This window comes from Rathayibacter sp. CAU 1779, from assembly GCF_054551755.1.
Genome location: NZ_JBTOLK010000003.1, coordinates 269,536 through 293,308, shown reverse-complemented (window position 1 = coordinate 293,308; position 23,773 = coordinate 269,536). Strand labels below are relative to the sequence as shown.

Below are 23,773 nucleotides of genomic sequence, written 5' to 3'. Positions count from 1 at the left end.
GCGCCACGAAGGGGCACGAAGGGACAGCGGAACGATGCGATGGGACAGCGGATGCGGCACGACGGGACAGCGGAGGACGGCGTCGGAATGTCGCGGCTCAGGCGAACGTGGCGAGGAGGCGCTGCAGCGAGTCGAGGCGCGCCGGGCCGCGGTCACCGAGTTCGCCGGCCTCAACGGCCTCGATGATCGCGCAGTCGGGGGCGTCCGGCAGGTGGGTGCATCCGCGCGGGCAGTTCTCGGCGATGGCGGCGAGATCCGTGAAGGAACGCAGGATGTTGGCCGGATCCACGTGACCGAGCCCGAAGGAGCGTACGCCGGGGGTGTCGATGATCCATCCGCCGCCGTAGGGGGAGCGGAGCCGGAGCGAGACGGTCGACGAGGAGGTGTGGCGTCCGCGGCCCGTGACCTCGTTGACGTGACCCGTCGCCCGATCCGCTCCGGGGACGAGAGCGTTGACCAGCGTCGATTTGCCGACTCCGGAGTGTCCGACGGCCACCGTGTCGTGTCCGGCCAAGGCGCGATACAGCTCATCGAGCGGGATGCCCGACGTGGTGGGGCCGCCGGTGGTGGAGAGGAAGACGGGCAGGTCGAGCCCGGCGAAGTTCTCCAGGAAGGGCCCCGGATCGGCGAGATCCGTCTTCGTGACGCACAGCAGGGGAGCGATGCCCGCGTCGTATGCCGCCACGAGGTAGCGGTCGACCAGACGGGTCCGCGGCTCCGGATTGGCAGCGGCGACCACGATGAGCATCTGGTCGGCGTTCGCGACCACGACGCGCTCCACGGCATCGGTGTCGTCGGCACTGCGGCGCAGCAGGGTGCTGCGATCCCTGATGCGGACGATGCGCGACAGTGTGCCATCCTCACCGCTCACGTCGCCGACGAGGTCGACACGATCACCGGTGACGACGGCCTGCTTGCGCAGCTCGCTGGCACGCGCGGCGATCGCCTCATGCTCGTCCGCGGAGTCCTCGTCGATGAGCACGGTGTATCGACCGCGGTCCACGCCGAGCACGCGAGCGACGACGGCATCCTCGTGCTCCGGCCTGGTCTTCGTGCGTGGCCGGTTCCCCTTGGGATTCGGTCGGATGCGCACCGACGTCTCGTCGTACTCGTCGTACGGCGTCTCCTCGTCGTCGGTGTCCCACCAGCTCACGCGACGGCGATCCTCACCCGACGAGCCCGTCGACGGAGTGACCGGATCCGGATGCCGTTCTCGATTCGGATCCCGAGACGAGGTCACGCCACAGCGCGGTGAACTGAGGCAGAGTCTTGTGCGTCGCCTCCACGCCGTGGACCTCAACACCCGGCACGGCGAGGCCGATCAGGGCGCCGCTGGTCGACATCCGATGGTCCTCGTAGCTGCGCCAGACGCCGCCGTGCAGCGGCCGGGGCGTCACGCGTAAGCCGTCCTCGAGCTCCTCGACCTCGCCGCCCAGGCCGTTGATCTCGGCGGCCAGCGCCGCCAGGCGATCTGTCTCGTGGTGGCGGATGTGTCCGATCCCCGTGATCGTGCTGGGGGAATCCGCCAGCGCCGCCAGAGCTGTCACCGTGGGTGCGAGTTCGCCACCCGTTGAGAGGTCCAGCTCCACGCCGCGGATGCCGTCGCCGCCGCGCACGGTCAGCGATCCGTTCGAACGCTCCACCGTCGCGCCGAACGCGGGGAGGATGTCGGCGAGGTCGGCGCCGACCTGGGTCGTGACATCCGGCCATCCCGTGATGGTCACGCTGCCGCCGGTCACGAGTGCCGCCGCGAGGAATGGCGCCGCATTGGACAGGTCGGGCTCGATGTCGACGTCGCGACCGCCGATGGCACCGGAGGCGACCACCCATTCACCGACGGCCGGAGACTGCACGTCGACCCCTCGGCGGCGCAGAGCGTCGATCGTCATCTCGATGTGCGGGAGGCTGGGCAGCCGCTCGCCGACATGCTTCAGGTGCAAGCCGTTCTCGAAACGCGCAGCGGAGAGCAGAAGCGCCGACACGAACTGGCTGGACGCCGACGCATCGATCTCGATGGACCCGCCGGTCACGGTGCCCGTGCCGTGCACGGTGAACGGAAGGCCGCCGCGACCCGAATCGTCGATGTCGACGCCGAGCGCACGGAGTGCCGTCACGATGCCGCCCATCGGACGTCCGCGCGCGGAGTCCTCGGCGTCGAAGACCGTCGGGCCCAGGCCGAGCGCAGCGACCGGCGGCACGAACCGCATCACCGTCCCGGCTTGACCGCAGTCGATCGTCGTGCTGCCGGTGATCTCGCCAGGCGTGACGAGCCAGTCCGATCCGAATCCGCCGGATCCCTCGCGATCCTCGATGCGGGTGCCGAGGGCGCGCAGGGCGCCCACCATGTTGGCACTGTCCTTGGAATGCAGGGGTGCTCGAAGAAGGGACGGAGCATCCGCCAGCGCGGCGAGCACGAGCTCGCGGTTCGTGATCGATTTCGAGCCCGGAAGCGAGAGGGTGGAGCGCAGCGGCGCGTCGGCCGTTGGGGCGGCCCAGAGCGTCGGCGGCTCTTCCGGACGATTGTCACCGTACGGATCGAAGTCCGGTGCGGAATATTTCGAGATCAGCATCGATTGTCAAGAGTAACGATCTTGCGAGACCACCAGGCCGGAAGGCTGAGGCATCGCAGGAGTCGAGACCCAGTCGAGATGCCGTCCCGAGAGGAGCACACGGATGCCGCAGGCACTGCTGAGCGCACCCGTCACCTCGTCGACGCGCCGACTCGCGGCACGAGCCGCCGCGGGCATCCGCCGCTCGGAGAGCCCGAAGGTGCCCGGCCTAGACTGGGCGGTGATGTCGACTCCAATCGAGGGATCCACCCCCGCCGCGAATTCTGCAGACCAGGGGGCAGGCCAGGATCTGGGCGCCCTGTTCGAAGAGCAGGCCCTGCCGTTCATGGACCAGCTGTACGCGGCCGCACTGCGCATGACGCGCAACCCGGCTGACGCGCAGGATCTCGTCCAGGAGACGTTCGTCAAGGCTTACGCGGCGTTCGCCCAGTTCAAGCAGGGCACGAACCTGAAGGCCTGGCTCTACCGCATCCTGACGAACACGTTCATCAACACGTACCGCAAGAAGCAGCGCGAGCCGTACCAGAACGCGATCGACGATCTTGAGGACTGGCAGCTCGGCGGTGCGACGTCGACCACCTCGTCGAGTTCGCGCTCGGCGGAGGCAGAGGCCATCGACCACCTCCCCGATTCCGACGTGAAGAACGCGCTTCAGTCCATCCCGGAGGATTTCCGTCTGGCGGTGTACCTGGCCGACGTCGAGGGGTTCTCCTACCAGGAGATCGCCGACATCATGAAGACCCCGATCGGCACCGTGATGAGCCGTCTGCACCGTGGCAGGCGAATGCTCCGCGAGCTGTTGACGGATTACGCGCACGAGCGCGGCCTCAGTGCCGTTCGAGAGAACAGTGCCGTTCGAGAGAGCGGTGCCGTTCGAGACAGCGGCGCGGCCGCGTCGACGAGACCGGCCGACCCGAAGGTCAGCGCCGTGCAGAACACCGGGAGCACCAGATGAGCGACTGCGGCTGCGACAAGGCCAAGAAAGACATCGAGGAATACCTGCACAACGAGCTGCAGGCCGACGACGCGGCGGACATCCGCGACCACCTCGCCAACTGTGACGACTGCCAGAGCGAGGTGCACGTCGGGATCGTGCTCACCGAAGTCGTGCAGCGTGCCTGCAAGGAGACAGCCCCCGAGCAGCTTCGAGTGCAGGTTCTGGCACAGCTGCGCAGCATCCAGGCGACGCACCTGGGCTGAGCAGCGACGCGAAGCCGCACGCGCCCCGCTCCGCACACGCGAGCAGGGCGCCGCGTCGACGAGGACATCCTGGACTCCTCGGCCGCAATGATCCACCCCAAGGTCCAGCTCAACTCGCTGTCCGCCGAGCTGCTGGTGGCCCCGGAGAACGATGCGTTGCATACTCGCCAGGTGCCGACGAGTCGACCGAAGACGGCGAGCTCGACTGCATATTCCAGAGCGGACGCAGGCGCGATGAGGCTGCGCTCGAGGTTCATGGAACGACGATGCGGACGGCGGCCGACGCGCCTTCAGAACGCCATCGGCGAAAGACGAGGAGCCGGACGAACCCTCGTTCATCCGGCCCCTTCCGCCTACCTGAGCGCTACAGCGTCGTCGCCCGCTTCAGCAGCTCGGTCTGCTCCTGTGCGTGGCGCTTCGCCGATCCCGTCGCGGGGGAAGCGGATGCCGCACGCGAGAACACGCCGAACGGCGGCAGACCCGCCTTCGCGGCCTCGAGGGCCATGTAGATCCATGCGCCCTGGTTCTCCGGCTCGTCCTGCAGCCAGAAGAACTCCGCATTCGGATACGAGGCCAGCGTGGAGCGCAGCTCCTCAGCCGGGAACGGGTAGAACTGCTCGACGCGAACCAGGGCGATCTCGTCGTTCGGGTTCTTCTCGAGTTCCGCCTTCGCGTCGTAGTAGACCTTGCCCGCCATGACGAGCACGCGCTTCACCGCGGCCTTGTCGACCTCGCGCGGGTCGTCGAGCACGGGTTGGAACGAACCGGACGTGAAGTCCGACAGGTCGCTCGTCGCGCCGCGCAGGCGGAGCATCGCCTTCGGCGTGAACACCACGAGCGGCTTGCGCGGCCGGGCGTAGGCCTGACGGCGCAGCAGGTGGAAGTACGACGCGGGCGTCGACGGACGCGCCACCGTCATGTTGTTCTCCGCGCACAGCTGCAGGTAACGCTCGATGCGTGCCGACGAGTGGTCGGGGCCCTGGCCCTCGTAGCCGTGCGGAAGCAGGAGCACGAGAGACGAACGCTGTCCCCACTTCTGCTCGGCAGAGGAGATGAACTCGTCGATCACGGTCTGCGCGCCGTTCGCGAAGTCGCCGAACTGCGCCTCCCACAGCACGAGGGCGTCAGGACGCTCGACCGAGTAGCCGTACTCGAAGCCCATCGCGGCGTACTCGCTGAGCAGCGAGTCGTAGATCCAGAACTTCGCCTGGTTGTCGCTGAGGTTCGCCAGCGGCAGCCACTCCTGACCGTTCACGCGGTCGTGGAGCACGGCCTGGCGCTGCACGAAGGTGCCGCGCTGCGAGTCCTGGCCGACGAGACGGACCGGCGTGCCCTCCAGCAGCACGGACCCGAGGGCGAGCAGCTCACCCATCGCCCAGTCGATGCCGCCGTTGCGGGTCATCTCCACGCGCTTGGTCAGCAGTTGCTGCAGCTTCGGGTGCACGGTGAATCCGGCCGGCTTGTTGTCGAACGCCTGGCCGATGGTCTGGATGACCTGCTCGGTGACGCCGGTCGTCGCGAGTTCGCCGCGCGCGGCATCCTGCTGAGCGTCGGGACGCTCGAGGTCGTTGATCGCGTTCGGGTCGCCGGAGATGACGGGGATGGACCCGGTCTGCGCCGCGTGCGTTTCCGCGAACGCGCGCTCCAGACGATCCTGGAAGTCCTGGTGCGCCTCTTCGTACTCCGCCTCGGAGATGTCGCCGCGACCCACCAGAGCCTCCGTGTAGAGGCGACGGACGGAACGCTTCGCCTCGATGAGGTTGTACATCAGCGGCTGCGTCATCGACGGGTCGTCGCCCTCATTGTGCCCGCGTCGGCGGTAGCAGATGAGGTCGATGACGACGTCTTTCTTGAATTCCTGGCGGAACTTGTACGCCAGCTCGGCGACACGCACGACGGCCTCTGGGTCGTCGCCGTTCACGTGGAAGATGGGCGCCTGGATCGTCTTGGCCACGTCGGTGGAGTAGACCGACGTGCGGCCCTCGCTCGGCGGCGTGGTGAATCCGACCTGGTTGTTGATGTTGACGTGGATGGTGCCGCCCGTGCGGTACGCCCGCAGCTGCGACATCTGCATGGTCTCCACCACGATGCCCTGGCCCGCCATGGCGGCGTCACCGTGGATGAGGATCGGCAGCGTGAGGAACGTGCCTGCCGGACGACGATCCTGCTTGGCGCGCGCGATGCCCTCGAGCACGCCGTCGACGACCTCGAGGTGCGACGGGTTCGCCGCGAGGTAGACCGCGATCTCCTCGCCGGCGGCACCCGTGAAGGTGCCCTCTGTGCCGAGGTGGTACTTCACGTCGCCGGACCCGCCGACGGTGCGCGGATCCTGGGTTCCCTCGAACTCGCGGAAGATCTGACCGTACGTCTTGCCCGCGATGTTCGTGAGCACGTTGAGCCGGCCGCGGTGCGCCATGCCGATGGCGACTTCGTCCAGACCCTCCTGCGCGGCCTCCTGGAGGATGGCGTCGAGCAGCGCGATCGTTGACTCACCGCCCTCGAGGCTGAAGCGCTTCTGACCGACGTACTTGGTCTGCAGGAACGTCTCGAACGCCTCTGCCTCGTTGAGCTTGCGCAGGATGCGCAGCTGCTCGTCGTGCGTGGGCTTCTCGTACGGCACCTCGACGTGGTCCTGGATCCACTTGCGCTGGGCGGGATCCTGGATGTGCATGTACTCGATGCCCACCGTGCGGCAGTACGAGTCGCGCAGCACGCCGAGGATGTCGCGCAGCAGCATCGTGTGTTTGTCGCCGCCGAAGCGTCCCGTGACGAACTGTCGGTCGAGGTCCCAGAACGTGAGGCCGTGCGAGGCGATCTCGAGGTCGGGGTGGGTGCGCTGCTTGTACTCGAGCGGGTCGATGTCGGCCATGAGGTGGCCGCGCACGCGGAATGCGTTGATGAGCTCCTGCACGCGGGCCGTCTTGTCGACGGAGCTGGCCAGGTCGACGCTGATGTCTTCGGCCCAGTGGATCGGGTCGTAGGGGATGCGCAGGGCGGAGAAGATGTCCTCGTAGAAGTCGTGCTGCCCGGTGAGGAGCTCGTGCACGATCTTCAGGAACTCGCCGGAACCCGCACCCTGGATGACGCGGTGGTCGTACGTGCTGGTCAGCGTGATCGTCTTGCCGATGCCCAGCGTGGTGAGCGTCTTCAGGCTGGATCCCTGGAATTCCGCCGGGTACTCGAGGGCGCCGGCGCCGATGATGCAGCCCTGGCCCTTCATGAGGCGGGGCACGGAGTGCACGGTGCCGATGCCGCCCGGGTTCGTGAGGGAGATGCTCGCGCCGCTGAAGTCATCCGCCGTGAGCTTGTTGCCGCGGGCGCGCTTCACCAGGTCTTCGTATGCGGACAGGTATTCGCCGAAGGTGAGCGACTCGGCGCGCTTGATGGCGGGAACGAGGAGGGCGCGGGATCCGTCGGGCTTCGGGATGTCGATCGCGATGCCCAGGCCGACGTGCGCCGGAGCGATCACCGACGGCTTGCCGTCGACGACGTCGTAGTAGACGTTCTGGCTCGGGAACTCCTTGAGCGCCTGGATCAGCGCCCATCCGATGAGGTGCGTGAAGCTGACCTTGCCGCCGCGCGTTCGCGACATGTGGTTGTTGATCACGATGCGGTTGTCGATCATCAGCTTCGCCGGGATGGTGCGCACGCTGGTCGCCGTCGGCACCGTGAGGCTGACGTCCATGTTGCTGGCGAGTGTCTTCGCCATGCCGCGCAGCGGGGTGGCGACGGGCTGACGCTCCTCCTCGCCCTCTTCCTCGGCGCGCACGACGGACTGCGGAGAGGTCACGGGAGCGTCAGCGGGGACCGGTGCGGGGCGCGGCGCGGCGGAGGTGGTGCGGGCGACGGGCTGGGTCGCGGAAGCGGCGTCCGTCTGAGCCGGGGATGCCGCGGGCGCCGGCGGCACGGGAGTCGTCGACGCGGGTGCCGCGGCGGCAGCGGTCGGCTGCTGCTGCGCGGCCTGCTGTCCGGCTGCCGGCTGCGCTGCGGGCGCAGGAGCGACCACGGCCGGTGTCGCGGCCGGAGCGGACGCCTCGGGAGCGGATGCAGCGGGCTGAGTCTGAGCGGACGGCGCCGCATCGGGGGCCGGCCTGTTGGCGGCCTCGGCCTTGCCGGGCGTGTAGGCCTCCAAGATGGGCCACCACGACCTGTCGACCGAATTCTTGTCGACGACGTACTGCTCGTAGAGTTCGTCGACGAGCCATTCGTTGGCTCCGAACTCTCCCGATGCTCCCTCGTCTGTTCCTACCCCGGTCAACTGGCTCGACACAGCCGTTCGCCCACTCTCTTCGTTGATTGGAATCTCCGCCGGACGGGATCGCTGAGGGCACAGGCGATGGGCCGTTCCGGCCAGTCATCAAGCCTAATCGAATCGTCTGAAGCCCGTTGTCAGGCGCGGCGTTGACGTCACCCGCACATCGCAGCTGAACCTCCTCAGCGACCGGACCCGACGGGGGAGAACGAGGGGCTGCATGGCATCCGAGCGCCCGTCGACGACAGTCACGGTACGGTCACGATGCCGACTCGGCGATGCACGGGCGCGCACCCGGGTTAACAGGGCGGCCGAGCCGTCTCGTGCGAGGCGCATGCGAATGCGAGCGTGTCGGGCCCGTCGCGTTGCGGCCGCGCCGCTCAGGCGCTCAATGGGTTCGGTCATCCGAGCATGCTCCGGTGACTCTCACCCCAATCGCCTCTAACGTGGGGTTCATGCAGTTCTATGGCACGGCGCCGACGCACGACCTGACCTATTCGGACGTCTTCCTCGTACCCAGCAGATCCGACGTGACGAGCCGCCTCGATGTGTCGCTCGCTCCGGAGGACGGCACGGGAGCCACGATCCCGATCGTCTCCGCCAACATGAACTCGGTGACCGGTCCACGCCTGGCGGCCACCCTCGCGCGCCGCGGCGGGCTGGGCGTGCTGCCACAGGACATGCACCCGCAGGACCTCGAGGCGGCGATCGACTGGGTCAAGGCGCAGCCGGTGGTCTTCGATTCGTCGTTCGTGATGAGCCCCGACGAGACCGTCGCAGACGCGCTTCAGGTCGTACCGCCGCTGGCCGGGCACGGCATCGTGTTGCACGACGCGGACGACAGATACGTCGGATGCCTCGCCGCAGTCGACCTCGCCGCAGCCCTTCCCGACGCGCGGCTCGGCGAACTGCTGCACGGCTCTCTCGCCTCCATCGACGCCGAGGACGTGCCGGACGCCCGCGCCGCCTTCGACCTGCTGGCCGCTGCGGACCTCGACTTCGCACCGGTGCTCGACCATGGTCGCGTGATCGGCACGGTCGGCCGCACCAGCGCGCTGCGCTCCACGATCTACCGGCCGGCCCTCGACGCTCACGGCCGGCTCCGGGTCGCAGCAGCCATCGGCATCAACGGCGACGTCGAGGGACGCGCCCGCGCTCTCGTCGCATCCGGCGTGGACGTGCTCGTGCTCGACACCGCTCACGGCGATCAGGACGGCATGCGTCGCGCGATCCACACGGTCGCGCGCCTCGGGCTCGGCGTGCCGCTCGTGGCCGGGAACGTGGTGACGGAGCAGGCGGTGCGCGATCTCGTCGCGGCGGGTGCGGACATCCTCAAGGTCGGAGTCGGGCCCGGCGCCATGTGCACGACGCGCATGATGACCGCCGTCGGACGTCCGCAGTTCTCCGCCGTGCTCGAGACGAGCGCGACGGCCCGCGAGCTGGGCGCGCACGTGTGGGCGGATGGCGGAGTGCGGTATCCGCGCGACGTGGCGCTCGCGCTCGCCGCGGGCGGCGCATCCGTGATGATCGGATCGTGGTTCGCGGGAACCGTCGAGGCGCCGGGACGTCTGCAGAGCGACGAGGCGGGCGGCCTCTACAAGGAGAGCTGGGGCATGGCGTCGACGAAGGCCGTTCAGCAGCGATTCGAACGGCTCGACCCGTACGAGAGGGCACGCAAGGAGCTCTTCGCCGAGGGCATCTCCAGCTCGCGCATCTACCTCGACCCGCTGCGGCCGTCGGTGGAGGACCTGCTGGACATGATCACCACCGGCCTGCGCAGTTCGTTCACCTACGCGGGGGCGCGCACGCTCAAGGAATTCCACGACCGCGCGCTGGTGGGCATCCAGTCCGCGGCCGGCTACGAGGAGGGCAAGGCGCTCCCGGTCAGCTGGTAGCAGCCGGTCAGCCGGCGGTCGCATTCGCGGCGCGCACCCGCAGGTCGCGGGCCAGGTGGTCGCGACGCTCGAGCACGAGGCGGCGCAGCGCGGCGGGCGCCTCCTGGTTGTCGGCGAGCCAGGAGTCGACGGCATCCGTCGACTCCGACCTCGGGAACAGGCCGACGACGATGCGTTCGGCGAGCTCGATGCTCCGGGTTGCCCACACGTCGGTCAGCGACGCGTAGTACTCCGGGTCGTGGGCGACGGTCAGATCCCGGGTCGCACCGGCGCGGAAACCCGCGATCGTCGCGTCGAGCTCGTCGTTGCTGAGGGTGAGGTCGTCGAGGGCGGAGCGCCAGACGGCATCCTTCACGTCTCGGTCGGGCCGTGCCGCCAGGGCGCCGGTGAGCGCCGTGCGCCCGGATGCCGTGTCGTCGCGTTCCAGCTCGCCTCGCAGTTCCGCCTCGGTCGCGTCGCCGGTGGCGGAGACGGCCGTCCAGAACGACCAGCGCAGGTCGGGATCCAACGGCAGGCCGTCCGGAGCGGGCGTCGTGCCGAGCAGCAGGCCGCGGATGTCCTGCGCGTGCGCGCCGTCGTAGGCAGCGGCATCCGCCGTCGCTCGCGCCCACGCCAGCTGCCGGTCGCTCGCCGGCGCAGAGGCCAGGAGGTTCGACCACGTCGTCTCCAGCCAGTCGGATGCACGGCTCGCCCGGTCCTCATCGGGCACGTAGTGCTGCACCGTGAACAGGGCGTTGCCCAGCACGGCGGTCAGCAGCGCCACATCGGTCTCGGCCGTCGCGTGGGCGCCGACGATCTCGAGGTAGACGTCGGCCGGCAGCACGCCGTCGCGGGTGGCGTTCCAGAGCGACGACCACAGAAGACCCCGAGCGAGTGGGTCGGCCACGCGACTCAGAGAGTGGCGCACCGTGCGCAGCGACTCGTCGTCGACCCGGACCTTGGCGTACGTGAGGTCGTCGTCGTTCACCAGCACGAGCTCGGCGCCGCCGTTCAGCGCCACGGGCTCGCCGGACAGGTCGACGCCGTGCTGGCGCACACGCACGATCGCACCTGAGGCGTCGGCGTCATACCAGCCGACGGCGAGTCGGTGCGGACGATCGTCCGACGGCACGAGCCGGACATCCCGCACGTCTCGTTCGAGCTCGAGCGTCGTCATCCCCGTCGTCTCCAGCCAAGCCTTCGACCAGGCGCCGAGATCGCGACCGGAGGTCTGCTCAAGCGCCCTGAGCAGGTCCGCAAGGGTGGTGTTCCCGAAGGCGTGGGCACGGAAGTATCGACGCGCGCCCTCGAAGAACGCGTCCCTGCCGACATACGCGACGAGCTGCTTCAGCACGGAAGCGCCCTTGGCGTAGGTGATCCCGTCGAAGTTGAGCTTCGCCGCCTCCAGGTCCACGATGTCCGCCACGATCGGATGCGTCGTCGGCAGCTGATCCTGCAGGTATGCCCAGGCCTTTCGCCGGTTCGCGAACGCGACCCAGGCATCCGTGAACTCGGTGGCCTCCGCCGTCGCGAGCGTGCCCATGAAGTCCGCGAAGGATTCCTTCAGCCACAGGTCGTCCCACCAGCGCATGGTCACCAGGTCGCCGAACCACATGTGTGCCATCTCGTGCAGGATCGTCGTCGCGCGAGCCTCGTGCTGCGCCCTGGTCGCCGCGCCGCGGAAGACGTAGCGCTCCGTGAAGGTGACGCATCCGGGATTCTCCATCGCACCGAGGTTGTACTCGGGCACGAAGACCTGGTCGTACTTGCCCCACGGATACGGATATCCGAAGTGTTCCGCGTAGAAGTCCATGCCCTGGCGGGTCACCTCGAGGATCTCGTCCGCATCCAGGTGCTCGGCCAGCGACGCCCGGCAGTAGACACCGAGCGGAACGTCGAGACCGTTGCCACTCCATCCGCCCTCGACGCGGTGGTATGGCCCTGCGATCACGGCCGTGATGTAGGTGGAGATCGGCAGCGTGGGGCCGAACGTGACGGTCTGCGTGCCGTCCGCGGCATCCCTGGCGATCGCGTTCCGATTGGAGAGCACCGTCCACGGCTCGGGGGCGTGCACCGTGAAGACGAAAGGCGCCTTCAGATCGGGCTGCTCGAAGCAGGCGAAAACGCGACGGGCATCCGCCGGCTCGTACTGCGTGTAGAGGTAGGTCTCGCCGTCGACGGGGTCGACGAACCGGTGCATGCCCTCGCCGGAGCGGCTGTAGTCGGCCGTTGCCCGGATGACCACAGCGCTGGACGCCGTCAGCCCGTCGAGGAGGATGCGTGCGCCGTCGTAGCGAACGGGAATCGCCCGACCGTTCACGGAGACGGATTCGACGGCGCTGCCGACGAAGTCCAGCCAGGTCGAGGAGACTCTCGCGTCGAGCTCGACGGTCGTCGACGTCGTGAAGCCGGTCGTCGCCGCATCCGACGCGCTCGTCAGATCGAGTTCGACGAGATACGAACGGACCGTGATGTCGCGTGAGCGGGTGGTGGTCTCGGCGCGCGTGAGGTTGGCGGAGCTCATCCCTTCATCGTTCCACGGACGTAGGACGACGCCGGGGTGCACCGGCGATTGCGCCAGCCGGAGGGCCGGGCGTGGGCCAGATGGTGTTGACGAGTGTGCGACGCCCACGGCCGGATCCGCGGCACACCGCACCAAGTGCACTGCCGCGAGGATCGTGACGGATCACCGACGCACGAGTGGAAGGCCCACCTCCGCCCCCGCAAGCAGATTGGAGGTGAATCGTTCGATGTCTGCGACGAGATCGCGGTGTGCTCGCGGGTGGGGGACTTCGTCGCGGACGGTGTCGAGCACCGTCTGCAGCGTCTCCGCGGCATGGCGGCCCGCGTCAGCAAGACCCCAGCTACGCCCTTCGGCTTCGAGATGTGCAGCAGTGATCACGGCGTGCCGATATTCGCCACCGACGGCGAGTGCGAGTTCCCCGTCGTTCGGCTGATGCGACTGCGGTACAACATCGTATGCCGGTGCGAGCGTCACCGCGGAGTCCAGCGGATGCAGCACCGAAATGTTCTTGGTGTGGAGATCGAGGTTGCCGATCGCGACCGAGACCACGACGAGTCTGAACAACCGCTCGAGCGACTCGCGATCACCCTGACCCGAGAAGACCCGTGCGATCCGCTCCAGGCTCACTCTGCCTCCGTACTTCTGGTACTTCTCGTTGCCGGTCGCACCGAGGATCTGACTGAAGTCTTCTTGGTGGATACGTCCCTGCGGAGCATTCGGTGCCCGGTCGTATCGCTCGATGACAAGGGCCGGGATGCCGTCGAACTCTTCGATAAGGGTCTGGTAGGCGGTGAGCCCGCTCGCGCGTGCTATCCGGGCGCCGAATTCTTCGTCGTAGATGGATGTCGGCTGGTCGTCGGATTGCGGCTTGAGTATGTGGGTGGACGGCCATCCGTCGATGACCCGGTTCCAGCCGGCGTCGGTTGTGGCCAGCACGATCTTGTCCTGCACACCCGCAAGCGACGTCTTTCCGCCGAAGGGCTTGTTGCCGAGCGGATTGGCGCGTACGTGCCGAAGCATGTCTCCCACACCGGCGTCGTCGAGGAGTTCGATAGATGGCTGTCTCGGCTCACCTGGACGGTCAGGATCCCAGATCTGAAGTGCGCCGGCGACGTCGCGGCCGTAGGCCCGGAGCAACCCGAGCACGTCGTATTCAGCCACTGTCGCCTCATGTGCCATCGCGGCGAGCATCCTGCCCTCCGGCAGCAGCTCACGAAAGAATGTCTGCCGCCGCTGCTTTCGCGCTCGCACAGCCACCGCGGTGAAGGGGATCGCGAGCGACAGCATCTGGCTGTCGATCCCGAAGCGTTCGACCGCAGCCGGAGCGGTGACGAAGTCGAAGTCGCGCCAACTGCCGGTCAACACCCCGGCCTGTGAACCGTAAAGCTCGACAGTGAGCTCAGTCATGATCGTCGTTCGGCGTGATGGTCGCCGACAGCGTCATTCCGGTTTCGCGCATGGCGGCGAACAACCGCTCCATGACGATGGAGGGCTTGCCCGATTCGAGCTCCCAGACGTATTTCTGGGTGGTCCCCAATCGGCGTGCAAGCTCTCGCTGGCTCAATCCGGCCAGAAGGCGTGCTTGTTGGAGGATGCGCCCGAGCGATTCGGCGCTGGTCACTGCACCCGTGTACGCCATTGCCACCTCCGACTCCGATATCGACGTCAGTCTACGTGACTACATTTTCAACGTCAAGGGATGCGACGTGGATATCGACGTCTGGCGAATGGTCACGAGGGTCAGCCGTGTATCGCATCCGGGCGGCACCTCGTCACGCGTTCTCACACCGAGGCGCTCCGCTTCCGCACAGTCGCCCCGGTATAGCCTTGTGCCACGATGGATGACCCTCCCAGTACGCCGTCCGCGTCTTCCACCATCCCAGCCAGGGGGCGGTGACCGTGCTGTCCGAATGGCTCATGCTCGCAGCGGGCGTCGTGCTCACCGTCGGAACGGGATTCTTCGTCGCCAGCGAGTTCGCGCTCGTCAACCTCGACCGGGCGGATCTCGAGGCCCGGAGGGATCGCGGTGAGACGCGCCTCGGCATGACGATCGCCGCGCTGAAGATCACCTCGACCCATCTCTCCAGCGCGCAGCTCGGCATCACGCTGACCACCCTGCTCACCGGTTATCTGATGGAGCCGTCCATCTCGTCCCTCCTGGCCGGTCCGCTCGCCGGCATCGGGGTTCCGGCCGCGGCCGTGCCGCCGATCGGCACGATCGTGGGCATCGTCATCGCCACGCTGGTGTCGATGATCCTCGGCGAGCTCGTGCCGAAGGGCTTCGCGCTCGCCCTGCCGCGCGCGACGGCGAAGATCGTGATCCCGTTCCAGACCGCGTTCACCGCGGTGTTCCGTCCGGCGGTGTTCGTGCTGAACGCGAGCGCGAACGGCGTGCTGCGGATGTTCGGGGTCGAGCCGAAAGAGGAGCTCTCGGGGGCGCGCAGTGCGGAGGAACTCGCATCCCTCGTACGCAGATCTGCGAAGGCCGGGGTGCTCGAGTCGGACACCGCCACTCTGCTCGGACGCACGTTGCGCTTCTCGGAACACACGGCATCCGACGTCATGACGCCGAGGCCGCGGGTCGCGAGCGTGCATCGGTCGGACCCGGCGACCGAGATCCTGGCGCTCGCCAGGCAGACCGGGTTCTCACGGTTCCCGGTGATCGACGACGACATCGACGACATCGTCGGAGTCGTGCACGTGAAGCAGGCGGTCGCGGTGCCGATCGAGCGCAGGGCGCTGGTGCCGGCATCCGCTCTGCAGACGGATGCTGTGCGCGTGCCGGAGACGATGACGCTCGACACCCTGCTCGGCGAGTTGCGCGGCAAGGGCTACCAGCTGGCCATCGTCGTCGACGAGTACGGCGGAACGGCGGGCGTCGCCACTCTCGAGGATCTCGTCGAGGAGCTCGTCGGGGAGGTGGCCGACGAGCACGACCGCACGAAGGCGGACATCGTCCGCGGGGTCGGATCCATCACGATCTCCGGGATGCTGCGCCCCGACGAGCTCGAGGACCGCACCGGCATTCGCATTCCGGACGACGGACCGTACGAGACCGTCGCCGGCTACGTGATGAACGAGCTGGACAGGCTGCCCGTCGTCGGCGACTCGGTGCACGTGGACGGCGGGGTGCTGCGCGTCGAGCGTCTCGACGGGCGCCGCGTCGACACGCTCCGCTTCACCCCTGATCCGGACCGCGAGTCGCGCCGTGCGGGCGACGCGGACGCGGAGCGGTCGGAACGCTCGGAGCGGTCGGAACGCTCGGAGCGGTCTGAACGGTCTGAACGGTCTGAACGGGAGGGTAACCGTGGCTGACTGGATCGGGATACTGCTGCTCGTCATCCTGCTGGCCGGCAACGCGTTCTTCGTGGGCGCCGAGTTCGCCGTCATGTCCGCCAGGCGCTCGCAGATCGAGCCGAAGGCCGAGCAGGGCAGCCGCGCCGCGCGCACGGCGCTCTGGGCCATGGAGCACGCGACGCTCATGCTCGCGACCACGCAGCTCGGGATCACGGTCTGCTCGCTGCTGATCCTCAACGTGTCGGAACCCGCGATCCATCACGTTCTCGAGGCGCCGCTGAAGCTCACCGGGCTCTCGGATGCCTGGATCGGCGGCATCGCGTTCGCGATCGCGCTCGTGCTTGTCACGTTCCTGCACGTCGTTTTCGGCGAGATGGTGCCGAAGAACCTGTCGTTCTCGATGCCGGACAGGGCTGCCATCATGCTCGCTCCGCCGCTCGTCGGCGTCGCCAGAGTCTTCCGGCCCATCGTCGTCGCGCTCAACAGCACGTCCAACGGCATCGTTCGGCTGTTCGGCGTGAAGCCCGTGAACGAAGCGGTCAGCACGTTCACGCTCGACGAGGTCGCCACCATCGTCGACCAGTCGACGCGCGAGGGCGTGCTCACCGACCGCACCGGCACACTCAGCAACGCGTTCGAGTTCTCCGCCAAGAAGGTGCGGGATGTCGCTCTCGGCCTGCAGACGCTCGTCTGCCTTCCCGAAACGGCCACGCCTGCCGATCTCGAGCGCGCCGTCGCCAAGCACGGCTTCTCTCGTTACGTGATCGTGGATGCCGCGGACGAGCCCGTCGGATACCTCCACCTCAAAGACGTGCTCGACCTGGAACATGACGGCTACACCGACCCCATCCCGCCCGAACGGTTCCGCCAGCTCATCGCGCTCGAGCCCGACGCAGACATCGAGGACGCGCTCGGCATCATGCGGCGCTCCGGCGGACACGTCGGCCGCAGTGTCGCCCCGGACGGCGAGACCGTCGGGGTCGTGTTCCTCGAGGACATCATCGAGGAGCTCGTGGGCGAGGTGCAGGACGCGACTCGGCGAGAGTGATCCCGGCAGCCCTCTCTGCGCTGAGCCGATCGGAGAGCTGGGGAAGGAAGCGGCATGCAGCAGACTGGCGTGATGACCTCACGCAGCTCCGTGCTTCTGACCGGCGTCGGACGATCCTCGAGCATCGCGCACGGCATCGCCCGCACGCTCGCGGCCGACGGCTGGGATCTCGCGCTGACCACGTGGACGAGGTACGACGACACCGCCGGATACGGGGGTGGCAGCCGTGACGTCGCGGACCTCGTCGCCGACCTGACTTCCGCGGGAGCTCGTGTGTGCCTGATCGACGCGGATCTCGCCGATCCCGACGTCCCCGCACGGGTCGTTCGCGAGGCCGCCGACTCGTTCGGTGGACTCGACGCTCTCGTGCTCTCGCATTCACAGAGCGTCGACTCCTCGATCCTGGACACGACGGTGGAGAGCTTCGACAAGCACTTCGCGGTCAACGTGCGTGCGGCGTGGTTGCTCATCCGCGAGTTCGCCAGGCTGGAGCGCGTCTCGGGACGCATCGTCGCTCTGACCAGCGACCACGTCGTGCACAACATGCCGTACGGCGCCAGCAAGGGCGCCCTGGACCGGCTCGTCGTCGCTGCCGCCGGTGAACTCGGACATCTCGGCATCACGGCGAACCTCGTCAACCCCGGCCCCGTCGACACCGGCTGGATGGACGACGAGACCCGAGCTGCCCTGACCGCCATGCAGCCAACGGGACGGCTCGGCTCGCCCCACGACGCGGCCAACCTCGTGAGCTTCCTGCTGTCGGATCAGGGGAGCTGGGTCACCGGCCAGCTCATCAAGAGCGACGGCGGTTTCTCCACGCACTGAGAATCGTGCGGCCATGTCCGGCCAGGGAGCGGGCACGACCGCTGCTCACCGCCAGCGGGCGCGAAGGTACTGCGGCGGCCAGTAGTCGAGGTCGACCCCCAGTTCGTGCGCCGCACGGAGCGGAAAGTGCGGGTCGCGCAGCAGTTCGCGGGCCAAGGACACGGCATCCGCTCGCCCCGATCGCACGATCTCCGCTGCCTGAGCCGGCTCCGTGATGATGCCCACCGCAGACACCGGCAGGCCCGTGGAGAGCTTGATCCGTTCGGCGAACGGTACCTGGTAGCCGGGACCGATCGGGATGTCGGCCTGCACGTTGCCACCCGACGAGATGTCGAAGAAGTCGGCGCCGGCCTCCGCGCACCAGCGGGCGACCGTCGCGCAGGCGTCGACGTCCCATCCCGTCGGCGCCCAATCGCTGGCCGAGAACCGCACGAAGAGCGGCAGTTCACCGATGACCGCCCGAACGGATGCCACGACCCGCAGCAGCAGGCGCGCCCGGTTCTCGAGGCTCCCGCCAAAGGCGTCCGTTCGCTGGTTGCTGGCGGGGGAGAGGAACTCGTGCAGCAGGTAGCCGTGCGCGGCGTGGAGCTCCACCATGCCGAAGCCGGCGCGGACGGCGCGAGTCGCGGCATCCGTGAAGTCGGACACGATCCGCTCGATGCCAACGGCATCGAGCTGGGTCGGCGTGGCGAACCCGTCGAACGCGATCGGCGACGGCGCGACGGTCTGCCAGCCGCCGTGCTCCGCGGGGATGGATCCGTGTCGGCCGTCCTCGCCCCACGGCGCCCACGTCGACGCCTTGCGTCCCGCGTGCGCGAGCTGGATGCCGGGCACGGCGCCCTGGGACGCGACGTACGCGGCGATCGGACGCCAGGCATCCGCCTGCTCGTCGTTCCAGATGCCGGTGTCCCGGTCGGAGATGCGACCCTCGGGCGAGACCGCTGTCGCCTCGGCGACGACCAGGGAGCTGCCGCCTGCTGCGATGGATCCCAGGTGCACGAGGTGCCACGACGTGGGGACGCCGTCGCGTGCCATGGCCGAGTACTGGCACATCGGCGCGGTGAAGATGCGGTTGCGCAGTCGGGTTCCGCGGATCTGGATCGGATCGAAGAGTTCGGACATGGAAGTTCCCTGCGATCAGTCTGCGAGTGAGGAGAGGAAGGCCCGGAGGTCGGCCGACCCCGTGAAGACGTGTCCCGTGATGCCGATCGCCTCCGCGCCCTCGACGTTCTCCGGCTTGTTGTCGATGAAGACCGCGTGCGCGGCGTCCACGCCCAGCTCGTCGAGCGCGTGGCGGAAGATGGCGGCATCCGGCTTGACCAACAGCAACTCGCCGGAGACGAAGACGCGCTCGAAGAGCGACCCGATCAGCCCCTGCCGGAAGTAGCTGCCGAAGTCGGCGCCCGCGTTCGAGAGGAGCGCGAGGCGGGTGCCGCCGTCGCGAAGGTCGACGAGCACGTCGATCGTGCCGGGATCCACGCTCAGCCAGCCCCGGAAATCCGTGACCCAGAGCAGGTGCAGCGTGCTCTCCGACCAGTGCGCGCCGGTGTCGGCCTCGATCCGGCGCCAGTAGTCGTGGATGCTCACCGTGCCCTGATCGAGACCCTCGCGATGCCGCCAGTACGACGCCCAGAACCCGTCCGGATCGACCCCGGCCACCTCCACGAGCGCCTCCCGGTCCGCCTCGCTCGGGCTGAGGGAGATCACCTCGCCGTAATCGAAGATGACCACGCGGCCTGGCAGGGAGATGGGCATGGGAAGCCTTTCGTCGACGTGCGTTGAAAACCTATCGTGATGGCATGGACACCGACGCAGAGCACGATGGCCGCCAGTCAGCACGTCAGCGCTGGACGCTCGACGACTGTCGGGACTGGATCGCCGTGCCGGGCGTCGACGACGACAAGTACTCGCGCGGGGTGCTCGGCATGGTCACCGGATCCGATCGGTATCCGGGAGCTGCGGTGCTCGGGGCCGAGGCGGCGGCGCGCACGGGCGTGGGAATGATCCGCTACGTCGGCGACGACGTTCCGGCCGCGCTGATCCTGCAGCGTCGGCCCGAGGTCGTCACGGTCGGCGGGCGAGTGCAGGCCTGGCTGCTCGGATCAGGCATGGATGCCGCTCACCGCGACCCTGCCGCCACCGACCGCCTGCGCTCGGCGCTCGCCGAAGGCGTTCCGGCCGTCATCGATGCGGGAGCCCTGGATCTCGTGTCGGAGGCACGCGGTCCGGTCGTCGTCACCCCGCACTATCGCGAGCTGTCCCGACTGCTCGCGGACGGCGGTGTGACGGCATCCGCCTCCGACATCGCGGCGGATCCCGCAGCCTGGGCAGCGCGCGCCGCCCGCGCGACCGGAACGGTCGTGCTGCTCAAGGGACATGTGACGCACGTGGCCGCCCCGTCGGGCGAGGTGGTGGACGTCAGCACAGGACCGGATGCCGGCTGGCTCGCCACCGCGGGAAGCGGCGACGTGCTCGGCGGCATCCTCGGGGCGCTCGTCGCCACCCAGGCCGATGCCGTCGCCGACGGCGGAGCGGATGCTCTGGCCCGCCTGGCAGCGACGGCCGCAGCTCTGCACGGTGCGGCGGCTGCCCTCGCGAGTTCTCGGCAGGCCGGCGGGCCGATCGCCGCCCTGGACGTCGCGGACGCGGTCTCGACGGCGATCGGGACAGCGCTCGCACGCTGATCCCACCGTGGCCGGAGGCTGATGGCGGGCTGATGGCGGCGTGATCTCCCCGATGACACCATGCCGGCCCGCGTCAGGAGCGATGGCTCCGGGTCGGTAGCATTTACGACTATGGCGACCGACACCGCGACCGAGGGGTCGTCCGGCACTGCGTCCGACGGGACGCCCGGCGCGCGCGCAACCCTGTTGCGGCTGAGCCGCAACACCTACGCGCAGTGGGGTGCGTTCCTCCTCGTGCACGTCGTGCTCTGGCTGTGCGGCCTGTACGGAGCAGGGATGCCGCTCGGCGACATCACGATCGTCTACCGGCCCTGGGCGCAGGAGGCGCTGCTGGGCCATCAGTTCATGGGCGTGACGGCGCCGTGGGTGTATCCGCTCGTGGCGATGGTTCCGATCCTCATTCCGCTCATCGCGGGACCGGACAACTACGTCATGGCCTGGCTGGCCATGGTGACGGTGTTCGACGTGATTGCCTTCGCCGTGCTCATCACCCGCCGACGGAGCCGTGCGACGGCCGCAGCATGGTGGTGGCTCGCGTTCCTGCTGCTCCTCGGTCCTGTCGCACTCGGACGCCTGGATGCAGTGTCCGTCGCCATCGTCATCGTTGCGCTGGTCTGGCTCGCCGCACGGCCGCGCGTGGCCGCGGTGCTGCTGGCGGTGGCGACCTGGATCAAGGTGTGGCCGGCCGGCATCATCCTCGCCGTCGTGATCGCATCCCGCCGCCGGTGGCGCATGCTCGCATACGTGCTCGCCACGAGTGCAGTGATCGTGATCATCGGGGCGGCGTTCGGCGGGCTGACCGACCTGTTCAGCTTCGTGACGCAGCAGACGGGACGCGGACTCCAGATCGAGGCCCCGATCAGCGCGCCCTGGTTCTGGGCGGCGGCGCTGCACGTGCCCGGCAGCTTCATCTACTACGACCAGACGCTGCTGACGTTCCAGGTGATGGGTCGTGGCATCGACGTCGCCAGCGCCGCGATGACGATCGCGCTCGCCGTGGCCGTGATCGTCGTCGTGCTGATCGGGCTGCGCGCCGTGATGCGCAAGGCACCGACATCCCTCGTGCTGCCTCAGCTCTCGCTCGCGATCGTGACTTCCCTCATCGCCTTCAACAAGGTCGGGTCGCCGCAGTACATCGCGTGGCTTGCGGCACCCGTCGTGCTCGGCATCCTCATGTCCGGACGCCGGTTCCTCACGCCTGCGATCCTCGTCGGCGTGACGGCAGGCCTCACCCAGCTCTTCTACCCGTATCTGTATCTCGAGCTGCTCAACCTCAACGCCTGGATCCTGACCATCGTCACCGTGCGCAACGTGATGCTGTTCGTCGTGCTCGGGTGGTCCGTCGTGGCACTGTGGCGCACCGGCAGCGGGCGGGCCGCGCGCGGTGGCGTGTCGGAGGCGGAGGCATCCGACAGTCGGGTGTGGCCGCTGAGCCGACCGGATGCCGCCCCCGGCGACGACCTGCCCGTCGAGGCGCCGGCAGCCCGAGTCAGCCCCTCGGCCGACGAGCTCTTCCCGCAGCAGCTCTGACGCGTTTCGCGCAGCGGGACGGATGACGTGCCTTCCGTCCCGGGCCACCGTCGCAGACTGACACTGCACGCTTCACCCACCGATCGGAAGGACCCCATCATGCTCGTCGCATTCTCCGTCGCACCCAGCGGAACCGGCCGCGATGGCGACTCCGTGCACGACGCCGTGGCGGCGGCCGTGCGGATCGTCCGCGACTCCGGCCTGCCGAACCGCACCGACTCGATGTTCACGACCATCGAGGGGGAGTGGGACGAGGTCTTCGACGTCATCAAGCGCGCGACCGATGCCGTCGGCGCCTACGGCTCGCGGATCTCGCTCGTGCTGAAGGCAGACATCCGTCCCGGCCACACCGGCGAGCTCACCGGCAAGGTGGACCGGCTCGAGGCGGCGCTGGACGCCCAGCAGGACTGACGGATTCACCGCGGATCCCAGGGATCCGCGGGACGCCCGGCCTCCGGCACACCCGACGCCGGCACAGCGGCACGCGCACCGGGCCCGAGGACCTGAAACCCGACGTCCATTCGTCATCGAATCGATTCGAGAATGTCACGTCCGACCCCTAGCATTGACGACATGGCCAACCACACCGACGGGCCGGCGCTCTCGCCGGCCCGCACTCGTCTTGCCCTGCTCGCGCTCGCGCTGGGCGGATTCGGCATCGGCTCGACCGAGTTCGTGGCGATGGGGCTGCTTCCGAACATCGCTTCGGATCTGCTGCCGCAGCTCTACGCGGCGAATCCGGCCGACGCGAACGCGCAGGCCGGCTGGATCATCTCCGCATACGCGCTCGGCGTGGTGGTCGGTGCGCCGACGATCGCGGCCGCCGCGGCACGCTGGCCGCGCAAGCGGCTGCTGCTCTGGCTGCTGGTGACGTTCACCCTCGGCACCGTTGCCGCGGCGGTGGCGCCCACATTCGGCCTGGTGCTCGTCGCGCGGTTCGTCGCCGCCCTTCCGCACGGAGCCTATTTCGGCATTGCGAGCCTGGTCGCGGCATCCCTCATGGGTCCCGGCAAGCGTGGGAGGGGCGTGGCGTTCGTGCTCTCCGGCCTGACGATCGCGAACGTCGTCGGGGTTCCGGCCATCACGTGGATCGGACAGCAGGCGGGCTGGCGTATCGCGTATCTGGCCGTCGCCGGGATCTTCGCGCTCACGTTCCTCGCCGTGATGCTGGCCGTCCCGTGGCAGGCGGGGAACGCCGAGGCGACGATGCGCCGCGAGCTGAAGGCGTTCACGAGGCCCCAGGTGTGGTTCACCCTCGCGATCGGTGCCATCGGATTCGGCGGACTCTTCGCCCTCTACACGTACATCGCGCCCATCGTGACCGACGTCGCAGGCCTTCCGGAGTGGGCGGTGCCGCTCATGCTCGTGTGCTGCGGCCTCGGCATGACCGTCGGCAACCTCGTGGGCGGTGCCATGGCGGACCGCAGCGTGAAGCGCACCATGCTGACCTTCTTCGTGGTGCTCATGGCCGCGCTGATCGGTGTCGGTGCGCTCGCGCAGAACTGGGTCGCGCTCGCTGTCGGCGTGTTCCTGGTTGGGGCGTCCGCGTCGGCCATCTCGCCCGCCATCCAGACCCGGCTGATGGATGTCGCGCGCGACAGCCAGTCGATCGCCGCAGCACTCAACCACTCGGCGCTCAACATCGGCAACTCATTCGGCGCGTACCTGGGCGGAGTGGTCATCGCCGCCGGATTCGGATACCGGGCACCCGTGTGGGTCGGCCTCGTGCTGACGGCACTGGGGCTGCTGCTCGCGATCGGATCCTTCACCCTCGATCGGGTCCGCGCCGCGCGAGGACTGCCGGTCGCAGGCCACACCGAGGGTATTCCGACGGTTCCGATCAAGGCGCTCTGAGCGGAGCCCGTTGCGGGCGCCCGCGCGATCGCGCCAGGTTTCCGCGATCGCGCCACGATTCCTGGCGCGATCGCCGAGAGCCGGCGCGGCAGCCCGCACGACGGAGCGGGAGCGC

18 protein-coding genes are annotated in these 23,773 nt (G+C 68.5%); 10 read left to right on the top strand and 8 right to left on the bottom strand.

Annotation, left to right across the window (positions count from 1 at the left end; translation table 11 throughout):
• Positions 1-97: 97 nt before the first annotated feature.
• A complete protein-coding gene (rsgA, locus tag ACX9R5_RS15505) occupies positions 98-1,153 on the bottom strand; it encodes a ribosome small subunit-dependent GTPase A (protein ID WP_459409944.1) in 1,056 nt (351 codons plus the stop codon).
• 13 nt (positions 1,154-1,166) lie between these two features.
• Positions 1,167-2,570 (bottom strand): 3-phosphoshikimate 1-carboxyvinyltransferase, encoded by a 1,404-nt coding sequence (aroA, locus tag ACX9R5_RS15500; RefSeq protein WP_459409943.1) that lies wholly within the window; start codon positions 2,568-2,570, stop codon positions 1,167-1,169.
• A 223-nt stretch (positions 2,571-2,793) separates the two neighbouring features.
• Between aroA and ACX9R5_RS15495 the strand changes: the two genes are divergently transcribed.
• The gene (locus ACX9R5_RS15495; protein WP_459410106.1) at positions 2,794-3,525 is read left to right on the top strand and encodes a sigma-70 family RNA polymerase sigma factor; all 732 of its coding nucleotides are present in this window, start codon (positions 2,794-2,796) and stop codon (positions 3,523-3,525) included.
• A complete protein-coding gene (locus ACX9R5_RS15490) occupies positions 3,522-3,770 on the top strand; it encodes a zf-HC2 domain-containing protein (RefSeq protein ID WP_459409942.1) in 249 nt (82 codons plus the stop codon). Before ACX9R5_RS15495 ends, ACX9R5_RS15490 begins: the two co-directional genes overlap by 4 nt.
• A gap of 364 nt (positions 3,771-4,134) precedes the next feature.
• Here ACX9R5_RS15490 and ACX9R5_RS15485 read toward each other — a convergent pair whose 3' ends face one another.
• A complete protein-coding gene (locus tag ACX9R5_RS15485; RefSeq protein WP_459409941.1) occupies positions 4,135-8,040 on the bottom strand; it encodes a multifunctional oxoglutarate decarboxylase/oxoglutarate dehydrogenase thiamine pyrophosphate-binding subunit/dihydrolipoyllysine-residue succinyltransferase subunit in 3,906 nt (1,301 codons plus the stop codon).
• Between the two features lie 437 nt (positions 8,041-8,477).
• On the opposite strand from ACX9R5_RS15485, the gene guaB1 reads away from it, so the two are divergent.
• Positions 8,478-9,917: a GMP reductase gene (guaB1, locus tag ACX9R5_RS15480; protein ID WP_459410105.1), complete on the top strand. Its 1,440-nt coding sequence runs from the start codon at positions 8,478-8,480 to the stop codon at positions 9,915-9,917.
• A 7-nt stretch (positions 9,918-9,924) separates the two neighbouring features.
• On the opposite strand, the gene pepN is transcribed toward guaB1, so the two are convergent.
• The 3 genes from pepN to ACX9R5_RS15465 form a co-directional block, all read right to left on the bottom strand.
• On the bottom strand, positions 9,925-12,420 hold the full coding sequence (gene pepN, locus ACX9R5_RS15475; protein WP_459409940.1) for an aminopeptidase N: 2,496 nt from the start codon (positions 12,418-12,420) through the stop codon (positions 9,925-9,927).
• Positions 12,421-12,582: 162 nt separating this feature from the next.
• Entirely contained in the window at positions 12,583-13,827 is a 1,245-nt protein-coding gene (locus ACX9R5_RS15470) for a type II toxin-antitoxin system HipA family toxin (protein WP_459409939.1), read from the bottom strand.
• On the bottom strand, positions 13,820-14,041 hold the full coding sequence (locus tag ACX9R5_RS15465; protein ID WP_459409938.1) for a helix-turn-helix domain-containing protein: 222 nt from the start codon (positions 14,039-14,041) through the stop codon (positions 13,820-13,822). Before ACX9R5_RS15465 ends, ACX9R5_RS15470 begins: the two co-directional genes overlap by 8 nt.
• 281 nt (positions 14,042-14,322) lie before the next feature.
• On the opposite strand from ACX9R5_RS15465, the gene ACX9R5_RS15460 reads away from it, so the two are divergent.
• The 3 genes from ACX9R5_RS15460 to ACX9R5_RS15450 all read left to right on the top strand — a co-directional run bounded on the left by ACX9R5_RS15460 (position 14,323) and on the right by ACX9R5_RS15450 (position 17,590).
• A complete protein-coding gene (locus tag ACX9R5_RS15460) occupies positions 14,323-15,735 on the top strand; it encodes a hemolysin family protein (protein WP_459410104.1) in 1,413 nt (470 codons plus the stop codon).
• Positions 15,728-16,765, top strand: coding sequence for a hemolysin family protein (locus ACX9R5_RS15455; RefSeq protein ID WP_459409937.1), 1,038 nt, complete (start codon positions 15,728-15,730; stop codon positions 16,763-16,765). The genes ACX9R5_RS15460 and ACX9R5_RS15455 overlap by 8 nt, the downstream gene beginning before the upstream one ends.
• A gap of 72 nt (positions 16,766-16,837) precedes the next feature.
• Positions 16,838-17,590, top strand: a complete 753-nt coding sequence (locus ACX9R5_RS15450) for an SDR family oxidoreductase (protein ID WP_459409936.1) — start codon at positions 16,838-16,840, stop codon at positions 17,588-17,590.
• Positions 17,591-17,635: 45 nt separating this feature from the next.
• Here the strand turns inward: ACX9R5_RS15450 and ACX9R5_RS15445 are convergent, their stop codons facing one another.
• Together ACX9R5_RS15445 and ACX9R5_RS15440 are read right to left on the bottom strand one after the other, a co-directional pair.
• A complete protein-coding gene (locus tag ACX9R5_RS15445; RefSeq protein WP_459409935.1) occupies positions 17,636-18,712 on the bottom strand; it encodes an NADH:flavin oxidoreductase/NADH oxidase in 1,077 nt (358 codons plus the stop codon).
• A gap of 15 nt (positions 18,713-18,727) precedes the next feature.
• A complete protein-coding gene (locus ACX9R5_RS15440; RefSeq protein WP_459409934.1) occupies positions 18,728-19,345 on the bottom strand; it encodes an HAD family hydrolase in 618 nt (205 codons plus the stop codon).
• A gap of 44 nt (positions 19,346-19,389) precedes the next feature.
• On the opposite strand from ACX9R5_RS15440, the gene ACX9R5_RS15435 reads away from it, so the two are divergent.
• The 4 genes from ACX9R5_RS15435 to ACX9R5_RS15420 all read left to right on the top strand — a co-directional run bounded on the left by ACX9R5_RS15435 (position 19,390) and on the right by ACX9R5_RS15420 (position 23,658).
• The gene (locus tag ACX9R5_RS15435; protein ID WP_459409933.1) at positions 19,390-20,274 is read left to right on the top strand and encodes an ADP-dependent NAD(P)H-hydrate dehydratase; all 885 of its coding nucleotides are present in this window, start codon (positions 19,390-19,392) and stop codon (positions 20,272-20,274) included.
• A gap of 111 nt (positions 20,275-20,385) precedes the next feature.
• The gene (locus ACX9R5_RS15430) at positions 20,386-21,804 is read left to right on the top strand and encodes a glycosyltransferase 87 family protein (protein ID WP_459409932.1); all 1,419 of its coding nucleotides are present in this window, start codon (positions 20,386-20,388) and stop codon (positions 21,802-21,804) included.
• 99 nt (positions 21,805-21,903) lie between these two features.
• On the top strand, positions 21,904-22,215 hold the full coding sequence (locus ACX9R5_RS15425; protein WP_459409931.1) for a thiamine-binding protein: 312 nt from the start codon (positions 21,904-21,906) through the stop codon (positions 22,213-22,215).
• Positions 22,216-22,377: 162 nt separating this feature from the next.
• Positions 22,378-23,658 (top strand): MFS transporter, encoded by a 1,281-nt coding sequence (locus tag ACX9R5_RS15420; protein ID WP_459409930.1) that lies wholly within the window; start codon positions 22,378-22,380, stop codon positions 23,656-23,658.
• Positions 23,659-23,773: the final 115 nt, after the last annotated feature.

Coding starts and splice junctions, on each gene's coding strand:
- aroA (WP_459409943.1), bottom strand. CDS start 2,570: ATGCTGATCTCGAAATATTCCGCACCGGACTTCGATCCGTACGGTGAC.
- ACX9R5_RS15495 (WP_459410106.1), top strand. CDS start 2,794: ATGTCGACTCCAATCGAGGGATCCACCCCCGCCGCGAATTCTGCAGAC.
- ACX9R5_RS15490 (WP_459409942.1), top strand. CDS start 3,522: ATGAGCGACTGCGGCTGCGACAAGGCCAAGAAAGACATCGAGGAATAC.
- guaB1 (WP_459410105.1), top strand. CDS start 8,478: ATGCAGTTCTATGGCACGGCGCCGACGCACGACCTGACCTATTCGGAC.
- pepN (WP_459409940.1), bottom strand. CDS start 12,420: ATGAGCTCCGCCAACCTCACGCGCGCCGAGACCACCACCCGCTCACGC.
- ACX9R5_RS15470 (WP_459409939.1), bottom strand. CDS start 13,827: ATGACTGAGCTCACTGTCGAGCTTTACGGTTCACAGGCCGGGGTGTTG.
- ACX9R5_RS15450 (WP_459409936.1), top strand. CDS start 16,838: ATGACCTCACGCAGCTCCGTGCTTCTGACCGGCGTCGGACGATCCTCG.
- ACX9R5_RS15445 (WP_459409935.1), bottom strand. CDS start 18,712: ATGTCCGAACTCTTCGATCCGATCCAGATCCGCGGAACCCGACTGCGC.
- ACX9R5_RS15440 (WP_459409934.1), bottom strand. CDS start 19,345: ATGCCCATCTCCCTGCCAGGCCGCGTGGTCATCTTCGATTACGGCGAG.
- ACX9R5_RS15435 (WP_459409933.1), top strand. CDS start 19,390: ATGGACACCGACGCAGAGCACGATGGCCGCCAGTCAGCACGTCAGCGC.
- ACX9R5_RS15430 (WP_459409932.1), top strand. CDS start 20,386: ATGGCGACCGACACCGCGACCGAGGGGTCGTCCGGCACTGCGTCCGAC.
- ACX9R5_RS15425 (WP_459409931.1), top strand. CDS start 21,904: ATGCTCGTCGCATTCTCCGTCGCACCCAGCGGAACCGGCCGCGATGGC.
- ACX9R5_RS15420 (WP_459409930.1), top strand. CDS start 22,378: ATGGCCAACCACACCGACGGGCCGGCGCTCTCGCCGGCCCGCACTCGT.